At 69.1% G+C, this 13865-nt stretch carries 15 protein-coding genes; 6 read left to right on the top strand and 9 right to left on the bottom strand.

Going from position 1 to position 13865, the window contains the following annotated elements; translation table 11 throughout:
• Nucleotides 1–45 precede the first annotated feature (45 nt).
• The 4 genes from AC1MED_RS02470 to AC1MED_RS02455 all read left to right on the top strand — a co-directional run bounded on the left by AC1MED_RS02470 (nt 46) and on the right by AC1MED_RS02455 (nt 3528).
• On the top strand, nt 46–1785 hold the full coding sequence (locus tag AC1MED_RS02470; RefSeq protein ID WP_479785277.1) for an AMP-binding protein: 1740 nt from the start codon (nt 46–48) through the stop codon (nt 1783–1785).
• Between the two features lie 2 nt (nt 1786–1787).
• On the top strand, nt 1788–2294 hold the full coding sequence (locus AC1MED_RS02465; protein ID WP_346958553.1) for a MarR family winged helix-turn-helix transcriptional regulator: 507 nt from the start codon (nt 1788–1790) through the stop codon (nt 2292–2294).
• A gap of 58 nt (nt 2295–2352) precedes the next feature.
• Nucleotides 2353–2781, top strand: coding sequence for a DUF1761 domain-containing protein (locus tag AC1MED_RS02460; protein WP_479785276.1), 429 nt, complete (start codon nt 2353–2355; stop codon nt 2779–2781).
• Between the two features lie 114 nt (nt 2782–2895).
• The gene (locus tag AC1MED_RS02455; protein ID WP_346958551.1) at nt 2896–3528 is read left to right on the top strand and encodes a class I SAM-dependent methyltransferase; all 633 of its coding nucleotides are present in this window, start codon (nt 2896–2898) and stop codon (nt 3526–3528) included.
• A gap of 10 nt (nt 3529–3538) precedes the next feature.
• On the opposite strand, the gene AC1MED_RS02450 is transcribed toward AC1MED_RS02455, so the two are convergent.
• Genes AC1MED_RS02450 through AC1MED_RS02430 form a run of 5 tightly spaced genes read right to left on the bottom strand, consistent with a single transcriptional unit; the run spans nt 3539 to nt 8460 of the window.
• Nucleotides 3539–4093: a hypothetical protein gene (locus AC1MED_RS02450; protein WP_479785275.1), complete on the bottom strand. Its 555-nt coding sequence runs from the start codon at nt 4091–4093 to the stop codon at nt 3539–3541.
• Nucleotides 4094–4141: 48 nt separating this feature from the next.
• Complete coding sequence (locus AC1MED_RS02445) at nt 4142–4918, bottom strand: enoyl-CoA hydratase (protein ID WP_479785274.1); 777 nt, start codon at nt 4916–4918, stop codon at nt 4142–4144.
• Entirely contained in the window at nt 4915–5901 is a 987-nt protein-coding gene (gene mmsB / locus AC1MED_RS02440; RefSeq protein WP_479785273.1) for a 3-hydroxyisobutyrate dehydrogenase, read from the bottom strand. The genes AC1MED_RS02445 and mmsB overlap by 4 nt, the downstream gene beginning before the upstream one ends.
• On the bottom strand, nt 5894–6961 hold the full coding sequence (locus tag AC1MED_RS02435; protein ID WP_479785272.1) for an enoyl-CoA hydratase/isomerase family protein: 1068 nt from the start codon (nt 6959–6961) through the stop codon (nt 5894–5896). Before AC1MED_RS02435 ends, mmsB begins: the two co-directional genes overlap by 8 nt.
• Nucleotides 6961–8460, bottom strand: coding sequence for a CoA-acylating methylmalonate-semialdehyde dehydrogenase (locus AC1MED_RS02430; protein ID WP_479785271.1), 1500 nt, complete (start codon nt 8458–8460; stop codon nt 6961–6963). Before AC1MED_RS02430 ends, AC1MED_RS02435 begins: the two co-directional genes overlap by 1 nt.
• 156 nt (nt 8461–8616) lie before the next feature.
• On the opposite strand from AC1MED_RS02430, the gene AC1MED_RS02425 reads away from it, so the two are divergent.
• On the top strand, nt 8617–9423 hold the full coding sequence (locus tag AC1MED_RS02425; protein WP_479785270.1) for an exodeoxyribonuclease III: 807 nt from the start codon (nt 8617–8619) through the stop codon (nt 9421–9423).
• 31 nt (nt 9424–9454) lie between these two features.
• A complete protein-coding gene (locus tag AC1MED_RS02420) occupies nt 9455–10399 on the top strand; it encodes a DUF8083 family protein (protein WP_479785269.1) in 945 nt (314 codons plus the stop codon).
• Between the two features lie 83 nt (nt 10400–10482).
• On the opposite strand, the gene AC1MED_RS02415 is transcribed toward AC1MED_RS02420, so the two are convergent.
• The 4 genes from AC1MED_RS02415 to AC1MED_RS02400 form a co-directional block, all read right to left on the bottom strand.
• The gene (locus AC1MED_RS02415; protein WP_346958535.1) at nt 10483–11562 is read right to left on the bottom strand and encodes a LacI family DNA-binding transcriptional regulator; all 1080 of its coding nucleotides are present in this window, start codon (nt 11560–11562) and stop codon (nt 10483–10485) included.
• 93 nt (nt 11563–11655) lie between these two features.
• Nucleotides 11656–11910, bottom strand: a complete 255-nt coding sequence (locus AC1MED_RS02410) for a hypothetical protein (RefSeq protein ID WP_346958534.1) — start codon at nt 11908–11910, stop codon at nt 11656–11658.
• Nucleotides 11911–11934: 24 nt separating this feature from the next.
• On the bottom strand, nt 11935–12825 hold the full coding sequence (locus AC1MED_RS02405) for a carbohydrate ABC transporter permease (RefSeq protein ID WP_346958533.1): 891 nt from the start codon (nt 12823–12825) through the stop codon (nt 11935–11937).
• A complete protein-coding gene (locus AC1MED_RS02400; RefSeq protein ID WP_346958532.1) occupies nt 12822–13859 on the bottom strand; it encodes a carbohydrate ABC transporter permease in 1038 nt (345 codons plus the stop codon). The genes AC1MED_RS02405 and AC1MED_RS02400 overlap by 4 nt, the downstream gene beginning before the upstream one ends.
• Between the last annotated feature and the right edge of the window lie 6 nt (nt 13860–13865).

Below are 13865 nucleotides of genomic sequence, written 5' to 3'. Positions count from 1 at the left end.
GCCGGCACCGGCCCGCTGGCTGCGACCGGCTGCGAAAGGTGCACCATGACCGTCACTGAGGATTTCCGCGCTGCGAGGGACAGGCTGCTGGCCCTGCGCGGGGACTACACTGCCGCCCGCCAGGAATTCGAATGGCCGCGCTTCCAGGAGTTCAACTTCGCCCTGGACTGGTTCGACCAGATCGCGGCGGATCCCGCCAAGGCGGACCGGCCGGCCCTGGTCATCGTGGAGCAGGACGGAACGGCCACCCGGCGCAGCTTCGCGGATCTCTCGGCGCGCTCCGCGCAGGTGGCTAACTGGCTCCGGGCGCAGGGGGTGCGGCGCGGGGACAGGATGATCATCATGCTGGGCAACCAGGTGGAGTTGTGGGAACTGATGCTGGCCGGCATCAAGCTCGGCATCGTGATGATCCCTACCACCACCCTGATGGGGCCGGCGGACCTGCAGGACCGGGTGGAGCGCGGCGGGGCCAACTGGGCCGCCGTCGGGAGCGCCAACATCGATAAGTTCACCGGCGTTCCGGGTGACTACACCCTGCTCGAAATCGGCGGTGCCGGTGCCGAAAACACCGCCGGCACCCGCGCCGCGCTGCAGTACAGCGAAGCCGCGGGCGCCGCGGAAGACTTCACCCCGGACGCGCCGACGCTGGCGGACGAGACGCTGCTGCTCTACTTCACCTCCGGCACGACGTCCAAGGCCAAGCTCGTGGAGCACACGCACACCTCCTACCCGGTGGGCCACCTGTCCACCATGTTCTGGATCGGGATGGAGCCGGGCGACGTGCACCTGAACGTGGCCTCCCCCGGCTGGGCCAAGCACGCCTGGTCCAACGTATTCACGCCCTGGATCGCCGAGGCCTGCGTGTTTATCTACAACTACGAGCGTTTCGACGCCAAGGCGCTGATGGAGCAGATGGACCGCGAATCCGTGACCAGCTTCTGCGCCCCGCCGACGGTCTGGCGGATGCTGATCCAGGCCGATCTCACACTGCTCAAGAATCCGCCCACCAAGGTGGTCTCCGCCGGCGAGCCGCTCAACGCCGAGGTCATCGACCAAGTCCAGCGCGCCTGGGGCCAGACCATCCGGGACGGCTTCGGCCAGACCGAATCCACCGTGCAGATAGCGAACACCCCGGGCCAGCCGATCAAGATCGGGGCGATGGGCCGCCCACTGCCCGGCTACGACGTCGTCCTCGTGGATCCCGCCACCGGCGAGGAGGCCGACGACGGCGAGCTGTGCCTGCGCCTGGACCCGCGGCCCGTCGGGCTGATGAAGGCCTACTACGGGGACCCGGAGAAGACGGCCGAGGCCTTCCGCGACGGTTACTACCACACCGGGGACATGGCGAGCCGGGACGAACGAGGCATCATCACCTACGTCGGCCGGGGCGACGACGTCTTCAAGTCCTCCGACTACCGGCTCTCCCCGTTCGAGCTGGAGAGTGTGCTGATCGAGCATCCGGCGGTGGCGGAGGCCGCCGTCGTCCCCTCCCCCGACGCGCTCAAGCTGTCCGTGCCCAAGGCCTTTGTGGTGCTGGCGGCGGGCCACGAACCAGGCCCGGAGCTGGCCGAGGACATCCTGCGCTACTGCCGCGAGCACCTGGCACCGTTCAAGCGGATCCGCCGGCTGGAGTTCGCGGAGCTGCCCAAGACCATCTCAGGCAAGATCCGGCGGGTGGAACTGCGGCACAGCGAGGAGCTGCGGCACGGGGCCGGGGGCGTTCCGGAGGGCCTCGGCACGGAGTACTCGGAGGCGGACTTCCCCGGGTTGAAGGGGCAGGCCTAGCCATGGGCACCCCGCTGCCGCGTGACCCGATCGCCGATGCCCAGCGGAACTGGGAACGGCACGGCTGGGCCGACGTCGCCGCCCCGATGGCGGCGATCACGGCCATCATGCGGACCCAGCAGATCCTGCTGGCCCGGATCGAAACCGCCCTCAAGCCCTTCGGCCTGACGTTCGCGCGCTACGAACTGCTGGCCCTGCTCAGCTTCGCCCGCAGCGGGGCGCTGCCCATGAACAAAGCGAGCGCTCTGCTTCAGGTCCACCCCACCTCGGTGACCAACGCCGTCGACCGGCTCCAGGACGCCGGGCTGGTGCTCCGCTCCCCGCACCCCACCGACGGGCGGACCACACTGATCGAGCTCACTTCGGAGGGGCGCACTCTCGCCAAACGGGCGACGGCGGTGCTCAACGCGGAGGTGTTCGGCCAATCCGGTTTCGAGGAGCAGGACGTGGAGCAGCTGATCCGCATCCTGGGCAACTTCCGGCGCAATGCCGGGGACTTCAGCGGCTGAGCCGTACACTTCGTTTGCGGGGCCGTCAGCCGGACGGCCCGGAGCCGAGGAGGGCCCCATGATTCCGGAGATCAACATCTGGGCGGTACTGCTGGCCACACTGTCCAGCATGGTGGTCGGGTCCGTCTGGTACACGCCCAAAGTGCTCGGCAACTACTGGATGCGCATCGCCAAGGTCAGCCCCAGCGGGGATGCCAGGGACGCCGTCAAGCCCATCCTCATCACCCTGCTGGTCAGCTTCGTCAGCGCCTGGGTGCTGGCCGGCTCCGCCGCCATCTCGCAGCACTTCTACGGCGGCAACTTCCTCGCCAACACGCTGGTCACCGCCCTGATCCTCTGGGCCGGGTTCACTGCGGCCCGTTTCATCACGCACGACGCGTTCGAAGGCCGCCCCGTGGGCCTGACCGTGCTCAACTGCGCCCACGAACTCGTCACCCTGATGGTGATGGCTCTGATTATCGGCCTGTTTGGGATCAGCGCCGCGTAGCCAGTCAGCGGCGGCAGGTGCTGCCGTTCCGCGCCCCGGGAAGGTGCGGGCGTGCCTACACTGGATGGGCGGCAGGCGCCCTGCCGCACGGCACGGGCCCCGGAGGAGAGCTGCATGGAATTCGACGAATCGTTCTGGGATGAGCGGTACCGCCAGCACGGCCAGCATGCCCCGGTGTGGAGCGGGCAGCCGAACCCGCAGCTGGTGGCCGAGGCGGCGGACCTGGTGCCCGGTTCCGCGCTCGACGTCGGGGCCGGAGAGGGCGCCGACGCCGTCTGGCTGGCCCGGCGCGGCTGGCGGGTCACGGCGGTGGACATCTCGTCCGTGGCCCTGGGCAGGGCCGCCGCGGCGGTCGACGGCGAGCCGGACACCGCTGCCCGCATCACGTGGCAGCACCAGGACCTGACCGTCTCGCCGCCCCCGGCCGGGACCTTCGACCTCGTCTCGGCCCAGTTCCTGCACCTGCCCGCACCGCAACGGGACGGCGTCTACAGCCGGCTCGCCGCGTCGGTGGCGCCGGGCGGGACGCTGCTGATCGTCGGCCACCACCCCTCGGACCTGGAAACCAGCGTGCGCCGTCCTTCCGCCCCCGGGCTGCTCTTTACCGCCGAGCAGCTCGCGGCGCAGCTCGATCCGGACGAGTGGGAGATCGTGACCTGCACATCGCGGCCGCGGTCCGCGACGGACTCCGACGGTGCCCCGGCCACAGTCCAGGATGCCGTGCTGCGCGCCAGGCGCAGAGCCTAGCGCCCCCGCATCACCTCCGGACGCCCAGCCTTTCCCGCAGCCCGGCCGCGAGCCCGGCGATGGTGAGGAGATCGAACAGGCCGCCCCCGAGTTCGACGAGACGGCGCCGTTTTACACCGGCGAGCCGGAGCCGCAGGTGCACCCGCGTCCCGGTCGCCGGGTCCGCCGTTGGCCTCAGCACAACCGCCCAGCTGATGGCGAGCGCACCGCGTTGCGAGCGGTGCACCAGCGCCCTTGGCGGGTCCACCTCCACAATCTCGAACGTGGCACCGGGGCCGCCCCAATCGGCAATGACGTCCCCGGCGCTGAGGTCCTGGAGTGCGGGATCAATGATCCGGAGGGCGCGGCGCCGGGCCGGAATGAGGGCTTCCGCCCAGCCAGGCAGGTACCAGCCGGAACGTTCCTTGCCCAGCTGGACGATCCACGGCCAGACGGAAACGGGCGGGGCCGGCAGCCCGAAACCCCGGTCCATCACCACATCCGGGACCGGCACCAGCCCGTCGCCGGGAAGAGGCGCCCGGACCTCCTCCGGCGTCGCCCTTAACCCCAGAAAGCCTGCGTGCATGACCGCCTCGCTGTCGAAATTGGAACGCTGCAGCAAGCAGGCGCCGCTTTAGCGGTGGGTGAAGTCGGGCTGCCGCTTTTCGCTGAAAGCCGCCATGCCTTCCTTCTGGTCCTCGGTGGCGAAGAGCGAGTGGAATACCCGCCGTTCGAACAGCACACCCTGGGCCAGCCCGGTTTCAAAGGCGGCGTTGACCGCTTCCTTGGCCACCATGGCTACCGGCTTGGACTTGGAGGCAATCACTTCGGCGGCCTTGACCGCCTCTTCGACGACCTCGGCGGCCGGGACCACGCGGGACACGAGCCCGGCGCGTTCGGCCTCCGTGGCGTCCATAAAGCGGCCGGTGAGGATCATGTCCATCGCTTTGGCCTTGCCCACCGCGCGGGTCAGACGCTGCGAACCGCCCATGCCCGGCAGCACGCCGAGGTTAATTTCCGGCTGGCCGAACTTGGCGTTGTCCCCGGCGATGATGAAGTCGCACATCATCGCCAGCTCGCAGCCGCCGCCGAGGGCGAAGCCGGACACCGCCGCCACCACCGGAATGCGCAGCCGGGTGAAGTTCTCCCAGCCGCGGAACCAGTCCGCCGCGTACATCTCCATGTAGCCCTTGGACTGCATCTCCTTGATGTCCGCGCCGGCCGCGAACGCCTTGGCCGAACCGGTCACCACGACGGCGCCGACCCCGGGGTCGGTGTCCATCGCTGACACGGCGGCCACGAGTTCGTCCATGGTCGCCTTGTTCAGGGCGTTCAGCGCCTCGGGCCGGTTGAGCGTCACCAGGCCCACGCGCCCGCGGCGCTCCACCAGAATGTTTGCGTACTCGGTCATGCCTGTCCCCTCGGCTGGTGTTCGGATTTGTCCCGGATGTCGGTGATGATGCCGGAGAAATCCCGGCCGGCACCGCCCTCCGCGGCAAAGGTATCGTAAATTTCGGAGGCCAGCGGCCCCAGCCGGGCGGCGACGCCGGTGCTCTGGAGCGCGTTGAGCGCCAGTTTCAGATCCTTGGCCATCAGCGCCCCGGCGAATCCGGGCTGGTAGTCGCGGTTGGCCGGGCTGGTCGGTACCGGGCCGGGCACGGGGCAGTTGGTGGTCAGCGCCCAGCACTGGCCGGACGCCGCGGAGGCGACGTCGAAGAGCGCCTGGTGCGTCAGACCGAGTTTCTCGCCGAGCACGAAGGCCTCGCTGACGGCGATCATCGAGACGCCCAGGATCATGTTGTTGCAGATCTTGGCGGCCTGCCCGGCGCCGTGCCCGCCGCAGTGGACCACCCGCTTGCCCATCACCTCCAGCATCGGCTTGACCGCTTCGAAGTCCTCCTCCAGCGCGCCGACCATAAACGTCAGGGTGCCGGCTTCGGCTCCGACCACGCCGCCGGAGACCGGTGCGTCGACGGCCCGGTGCCCGGCCGCGACCGCCAGTGCGGAGGCCTCCCGGGCCTCGTCCACGTTGATGGTGGAGCAGTCCAGGAACATGGTCCCCGGCGCCGCGGCAGCCAGCAGGCCCGGCTGCGAGGGCTGGCCTTGCCCCTCCGAAGTCCCGCGGTAGGCGTCCAGCAGGTGCTTGCCGCTGGGCAGCATGGTCAGCACGACGGCGGCGCCCGCCACGGCGTCGGCGGCGGTGTCCGCGGTGGTGATCCCGTGGGCGCGGGCCGCTTCCAGCGCCGCCGGCACCACGTCGTAGCCGGCCACGGTGTATCCGGCCTTGACCAGGTTGACGGCCATCGGGCCGCCCATGTGGCCCAGGCCGAGGAAGGCGATGGTGCCGGCCTGCGCACCGGGCCGGGCCGGTGCGGACGGCGATGCTTCAGACATTGTCGCGCTCCTTCGAAAGTTTCAGTTCACGCGCGCCCAGCGGCGCGAAGTAGGCCTCGACGTCGTCGCGGCTGACCTCCGCCAGCCTGGCGGGCTTCCAGTGCGGGGTGCGGTCCTTGTCCACCACCTGGGCGCGGATGCCCTCGCGGAAATCCGGGCCGGCGAGGAACCGCAGGCCCACCCGGTACTCCTGTTCCAGGGCCTCGGCGAGGTTTAGGCCGTGGGCGCGGCGCAGCGAGGCGAGCGCCACCTTGACGGCAGTCGGGGACTTGGCCGCGATGGTGTCCGCGGCGTCGGTGGCCTCCCCGCCCACGGTCCGCAACCGGTCCAGGATCTCCTCGGCGACGTCGCCGGCGTAGCAGGCGTCAATCCACTCCTGCTGGGCGGCCAGCACCGACGGCGGCGCCGGTTCGGCGAAGCGGGCGACGGCGGCGTCCACCGGTTCGGTTTCCAGGGCCGCCGCCAGCTCCGCGAGCTCTGCAGAGGGCACTAAAGTGTCCGCGAGGCCCAGGAACAACGCGTCCGCGCCGCTCAGATGCGCCCCGGTGAGGGCCGCGTGCGTGCCGGTCTCGCCGGGCGAGCGGGACAGCAGGAGGGTCCCGCCGACGTCGGGCACAAAACCAATGGTGGTTTCCGGCATTCCCATCCGGGTGCGTTCGGTGACGATCCGGACTGAGCCGTGCGCGGAGATTCCCACCCCGCCGCCCAGGACCAGCCCGTCCATGAAGGCGACGTAGGGCTTGGGGTACTCCGAGATCAGCAGGTTCAGCCGGTACTCGACGGCCCAGAAGTCCGCGGTCGCGTCGCCGCCGTCGAGCATGTCCCGGTAGATCGCCACAATGTCCCCGCCGGCGCACAGCCCCCGCTCGCCGGCGCCGCGGACCAGCACGGCGGCGACAGCGTCGTCGTCGGCCCAGAGGGTCAGCTGTTCCAGCATCGCGGCCGCCATGCCGGCGGTCAGCGCGTTGACGGCCCTGGGCCGGTTCAGTGTGACGACGCCGAGCCGGCCGCGGCGCTCGAACAGGACCTCGGCGGGCTCTCCGGCCGTCTGCTCCGCCATCAGCTGCCTTCCGGCATCACGAAGCTGGCGCCCTGGCGGATGCCGGAGGGCCAGCGGGTGGTGACCGTCTTGGTCTTGGTGTAGAACCGGAACGCGTCGGCGCCGTGCTGGTTGAGGTCGCCGAACCCGGAGGCCTTCCAGCCGCCGAAGGTGTAGTACGCGATCGGCACCGGGATCGGGACGTTGATGCCCACCATGCCGACCTGGACGCGGCTGGCGAAGTCGCGGGCGGCGTCGCCGTCGCGGGTGAAGATCGCCACGCCGTTGCCGAACTCGTGCTCGCTGCACAAACGCAGGGCCTCGTCGTAGTCCTGGGCGCGGAGGACGCTGAGGACCGGGCCGAAGATTTCCTCCTGGTAGATCTTCATGTCCTTGGTGACGTTGTCGAACAGGGTGGGACCGACCCAGAAGCCGCCGTCGTAGCCCTCCACCTTGAGCCCGCGCCCGTCCGTGACCAGGCTGGCGCCTTCCTCGACGCCGGAGGCGATGTAGCCCTCGATCCGCTCCTTGGCGGAGGCGGCCACGACGGGGCCGAAGTCCGAGTCCTTGGCCAGGCTGTGGCCCACCTTCAAGTCCGCGATCCGTTCCTGCAGCTTCGCCACCAGCGCGTCGGCGGTCCTTTGGCCCACCGGGACGGCGACCGAAATCGCCATGCAGCGTTCGCCGGCGGAGCCGAACCCGGCACCGATCAGGGCATCCGCGGCCATGTCCAGGTCCGCGTCCGGCATGATCACCATGTGGTTTTTGGCGCCGCCGAAGCACTGGGCGCGTTTGCCGTGCGCGGCGGCGGTGGCGTAGATGTACTGCGCGATCGGGGTGGAACCGACGAAGCCGATGGCCTGGACGCGGGGGTCCTCCAGCAGAGCGTCCACGGCTTCCTTGTCCCCGTTGACCACGTTGAACACGCCGTCCGGCAGCCCGGCCTCGGTGAACAGCTCGGCCAGCCGCAGCGGCACGGAGGGGTCCCGCTCGGAGGGCTTGAGGATGAAGGAGTTGCCGGCGGCCAGGGCGGGGCCGGACTTCCAGAGCGGAATCATGGCCGGGAAGTTGAACGGCGTGATGCCGGCGACGACGCCGAGCGGCTGCCGCATCGAGTGGACGTCGACGCCGGTGCCGGCGCTGTCGGAGAACTCGCCCTTGAGCAGGTGCGGGGCGCCGGCGGCGAACTCGACCACTTCGATGCCGCGCTGGATGTCGCCCTTGGCGTCCAGGAAGGTTTTACCATGCTCGGAGGACAGCAGGGTGGCCAGCTCGTCCATGTTCTGGTTGACCAGGTCCACGAACTTCAACAGGACCCGGCCGCGGCGCTGCGGGTTCATCGCAGCCCATTCCAGCTGGCCCTTCTCGGCGTTGGCGATGACGTTGCGGACCTCCTCCGCGCTGGCCAGCGGGAGCCGGGCCTGCACCTCGCCGGTGCAGGGATCGTAGACGTCGCTGAAGCGCCCCGAGGTGCCCTCCACGTGCTGTCCGCCGACGTAATGGGAAAGCTCACGAACCATGATGGAATGCTCCTTTGCATGTGACCTAGATCATCTCTGCACCCGAATATACTCGGACTTCCTACTAATCTCCAGAGTGCGGGGCGGCCGCGGGTGCCCGGCCCTGTGGGTCCCGGCCGCGCCGCGGCGCTGCCAAGGAAAGGTAAGTTAGGGACTGTGAAGATTGCTACCTGGAATGTGAACTCGCTCCGTGCCCGTGCCGACCGCGTTGAGGCCTGGCTCCAGCGCACCGACTGTGATGTCCTGGCCATCCAGGAAACCAAGTGCAAAGACGACAACTTCCCGTGGGAACTGTTCGAGCGGATGGGCTACGAGGTCGCGCACTTCGGCCTGAGCCAGTGGAACGGCGTGGCCATCGCCTCCCGGGTGGGGCTCGACGACGTCGAACGCACCTTCATGAACCAGCCGGTGTTCGGCAAGGGCGGCAAGGACGAGGTGCAGGAGGCCCGTGCGATCGGCGCCACCTGTGGCGGCATCCGGGTCTGGAGCCTCTATGTCCCCAACGGCCGGGCGCTCGATGATGAGCACATGCCCTACAAGCTCAGCTGGCTGGACACGCTTCGCGCCCACGCCGAGAGGTGGGTCCAGGCCGACCCGGAGGCCCAGATCGCGCTGATGGGTGATTGGAACATCGCCCCGCGGGACGAGGACGTGTGGGACATCGACTACTTCCGCACCGAAGGGCTGACGCACGTCAGTGAACCGGAGCGCGAGGCGTTCCGTGCCTTCGAGGAGGCGGGATTCACCGACGTCGTCCGGCCGCACGCGCCCGGACCGGGCGTGTACACCTACTGGGACTACACCCAGCTGCGCTTCCCGAAAAAGGAGGGGATGCGGATCGACTTCGTCCTCGCCTCCCCCGCGCTGGCGGCCCGCGTGACCGGCGCCTCGATCGACCGCGAGGAGCGCAAGGGCAAGGGCGCCTCGGACCACGCCCCGGTCGTCGTGGAGCTGGCAGGCTGATGGACGCCCGCCAGGGAAGCGCCGGTCTGCGATGACAGGCAACCTCTACCACGGCCAGGCGGGGTTGCCGTTCTCCTCGACGCTGCGGGTCTACGAGCCGCTGGAGGCCTTCCCCGCCGAACAGCAGGAGGCCCTGCGGGCCGCAGGCGCCCGCTCGGAGTCCCGGGCCGCGGTGGAGAATGCCGAACTGCTGGCGTCCCTGGGCCGCATCACCCGCCCCGGCGGGGATCCCTTTCCCACCGGGCAAACCGACCTGGTCCGCGTGCTGGCCGTCAGCAGCTCCGCCGGCAGACCCGCCGGTAGGCCCGCCGGCCCCGCCGACTGCGACGGTGCAGTCGGCGACGGGGCAGACAGTGCAGCCGCCAAGGAGGTCCTGCCGGCGAGGCTGCTGTACTGCCCGAGCCAGCTGGTGCTGCGCGCCGGGCTGGCCGCAAACGCCCTGATGGAGGGGATCCACGGCCCGCTCGCCCAGCTGCTGATCCCGGAGGAACAGCGGGACCGGCACCAGGAACGCATCGACGAGGTGAAGGCGCGCGAGGGAACCGGCCGGGTCCACACCCGGGCCTCGACCTGGGGGATTCCGTTCAGCTGGTTCTGCCTTTTCCAGGAATCAGACCCCACGGATGTGGTGGAGTCCGGCGGCCGGATCATCACGGTGCGCATCCGGGCCACGATCGGCACCGCGCTGGAACGGGTCCGGCACGCCGTGGCCCACCTGGCCCTCGCGGCCCCCGAGCTGGACATGCTCGAGGACCTCACCCAGCTCACCGAGTGGCTGGAGCTCTTTCACGCGGATTCGGTCGTGGAGCTCGATTACGGCGCCGTGGCGGACAAGGTCTACCCGGACGATTCCCCGCTGGACGTGAGGCTGGGCATCGAGTGCCTTGCCGAGGGCGACATGACCGGGGCGGCCGCCGCGTACCGGCGGCTCGCCTCCCGCTGGATCCCGATCCGGCAGCTGGCGCGCGCCTCCTGAAGCCCGCCCCGCCGGAGGTATGCCTGCCGGGGCATATCTCCGCGAGGTCCCGGGTTCCGGGTTCGGTTTTTTCGCCGGACCGCTTAGCCGGGGGCCGGGGCGAGCGGCTGCGCGAGCCGCGGCGCCGCCGTCGTGTCCCGCACGATCAGCCGGTGCGGGGCCACGGTGGAGCGCACCGCCCCCGCGATCCCGTCGAGTTCATCCAGCAGCATCTTGGTGCCAAGCTCGGCCTGTTCGTCGGGGCGCTGGCCGACCGTGGTGAGGCCCATCGAGGCGGAGAATTCGTGGTCGTCGATCCCTACGACGGACAGATCCTCCGGAATCCGGACGCCGGCCCGGCGGGCCTCGAAGATCACCCCCATCGCCATCTCGTCCGAGGCGCAGAAGATTGCAGTGGGTTTCGGTCCGGGACGGTCCCACAGCCGCTGGAACGCGGCCTGGCCGCTGCGGACGGTGAAGTCCCCCCACTCGTCCCACTCCGGCCGGACATCCAGCGCCGCCTGGGTCATGACATCCTGGAACGCCTTGATCCGCACCCGCGGGACGTCGAAGTTCAGGTCTGTTTCGTCGTCGCCGTGCAGCAACGCGATGTCCCGGTGGCCCAGTCCAATCAGGTGGCGCACCGCGGTGGAGGCCGCCTCGTAATCGTCGATCCCGATGTAGGCGCAGCCTTCGACGTGGCCGCCCACGACGACCAGCGGGATGTCGATCTTCTGCAGGTGCTCCAGTTCCTCCCGGCTCAGGGCCATGCAGAGGACCAGGAGGGCGTCGATTTGCTTGTAGACCATGGTCTTGCTGAACAGCCGCTCGCGGTGGCTGCCGTGCCCGCCCAGGTTGAACAGCGAGAGGTTGTACTGGCGGCCGTGCAGTTCGCGGTCCGCGCCCTCGATGGCCTTTGAGAAGAACCAGCGGCTCACGAAGGGTGCCAGTACCCCAATGGTCCGGGTGCGCCCGGTGGCCAGGCCCGAGGCCGAGGAGGAGGCCACGTAGCCGAGGGCCTCCGCAATTTCGAGGATCTTCTGGCGCGTGGCGGGCGAAACCCTGGGCAGGCCGCGGACGGCCCGGGAGACCGTGGCGGTGGAGACGCCCGCGGCGGCCGCCACATCCTCAATGCTGACGCCGGAATGGCCGCCGCGTTGCGCCCTGTCAGTTGTCCTTGCCACCGTGTCCCCTTGTCGGCTATCCGCAAATCGCGTCTAGCGTGCCGCCCCCACGGCCGATCCCTTCCAGTATCCGGCCCGCCCCCGGCGGGCGCCTCAGCGCCGTCGGGCGGCCGTCCGGCCGGGCAAACGCCGCCGTAGCCGGATCATTCCGTACAGTGCGAGCAGCGTGGCGAGCAGCCCGAGTGCCCAGCCGAGGGCCGGCTGGGCGGTCACCTCCATCCAGACGGTGACCGCCAGCAGGACCAGCGCCCAGAAGCCCAGGAACCCGATGATGATGTCGAAGTCCTCGCCCGAGCGCACCCTGCGGTGCGTGGGGTGGATCTCGCCCTGGTTCTGGCCGCGCGCCATCAGGAACCCGCCATCATGAAACCGTCACTTGACGGCGCCGGCCGTCAGGCCGGCGACGATCTTGCGCTGGAACACCAGCACCAGGATCACCAGCGGGATGGTCACGATGGTTCCAGCCGCCATGATCGCCGTGTACGGGATCTGGTTGGGCTGTGCGCCGGCGAAGCTCGCGATGGCGACGGTGACCGGCTGGGTCGCGTCGGACGAGAGCTGGCTGGCGATGAGGAATTCATTCCATGAGGAGATGAACGCCAGGATGGCCGTGGTGAAGATGGCAGGGGCCGCGAGCGGCATGATCACCTTCCGGAAGGCCTGGCCCTGCGTGCAACCGTCCACCCGCGCCGATTCCTCGAGCTCCCACGGCATTTCGCGGAAGAACGACGTCATCGTATAGACGGTCAGCGGCAGCACGAACGAGATGTTCGGGATGATCAGGGCCTGGTACGTGCCCATCCAGCCGATGTTGGTGAACAGCTGGAACAGCGGGGTGATGAGGGCGACGCCGGGGAACATCGAGGCCCCCAGGATGAAGCCCAGCACCAGGAACTTGAACCGGAAGTTCAACCGGGCCAGGGCGTACGCGGCGAACACACCGATCAGCAGCGAGACCACGGTCACCACCACGCCGATGAACACGCTGTTGAGCAACGCCTGGCCAAAGCGGTTCCCGAAGGAGGTGTCGAACGCCGTATTGAAGTTGTCCAGCGTGACGTGCGTGGGCAGGATCGAAGTGTCGTAGGTGAACCCGACGTCGCGGAAGGCGGTCACCACCATCCAGTACGCGGGGGCGAGGCACCAGATGAGGATCACCAGGGCACTGATGTACGTGCGGCCCTGGGCCCACTTTTCCCGGTTCTGGGCGACCTTGCGCCCCCGGTCCTGCTGCGCGCGCAGCTCGGTCGCGGCCGTGGTCATTTCTTCCCCTTACTAGCGCCGGTCTGCTGCTCCACCACATTCGCGCCAAGGAAGCGCACGAAGATGAAGGCGACAAGGAAAATGATGATGAACGTGATGGTCGATAGCGCCGCCGCCGCGTTGAAGCCCTGCCTGATCTGGTTGATCACCAGGATGGACAGCGTGGTGGTGTTGTTCGCCCCGCCGGTCAGGATGTACGGCAGGTCGAACATGCGCAGCGCGTCGAGGGTGCGGAAGAGGATGGCCACCATCAGCGCCGGCTTCACCAGCGGCAGGGTGATCATCCGGAACCGCTGCCAGGCCGTGGCGCCGTCGACCTTGGCCGCCTCGTACACCTCCGCGGGAATCATCTGCAGGCCGGCCAGGATCAGCAGCGCCATGAACGGCGTGGTCTTCCAGACGTCGGCGATGATGACCGCCCATTTGGCCGGCCATTCGCTGCCGGTCCACAGGATGGTGGTGTTGAAGAGCTTGTTGGCAATGCCCTCAAAGGCGAAGATGAACAGCCACAGTTTGGCGGTGACGGCGGTGGGGATGGCCCACGGCACCAGCACGGCGGCGCGGACCAGGCTGCGGCCCTTGAACGTGCGGGCCATGATCATGGCCATCCAGAAGCCGAGCACTGTCTCCAGCGCCACGGTCACGACGGTAAAGAAGAAGGTTGTGGCCGTCGCGGACCAGAACTGGGATCCGAGGGTACCCGGCGGGCAGGCCACCGTGCCGCCGGCGGGTGCGCTGCACTGCTGGGCGAGCCAGTTGACGTAGTTCGAGAACCCGGCCGGGCCGCCCTCGGTGAAGAGGCCGGTGGCCGGATCCAGGCCGGCGTCGGCCTGGAAGGACATCACGATGGCGCTGATGATCGGGTAAACGATGACGACGGCCAGCGCGATGATGGTGGGGGCCAACAGCCATGACGCCCACTTGCCCTGGCTGGCGATGATGTTGTCTTCCCCCACCCCCTTGGGTGCGTGGTGGAGCTCGGTCCCGCCCGACGCCGGCTTCTTAACCGGCGTCGGGCCCAATTCAGTTGCCATGGTGGA

This window comes from Arthrobacter sp. BI5 (genome assembly GCF_056680065.1).
Note: the sequence above shows the minus strand (reverse complement) of the source record. Positions and strands in the feature narration are given on the sequence as shown.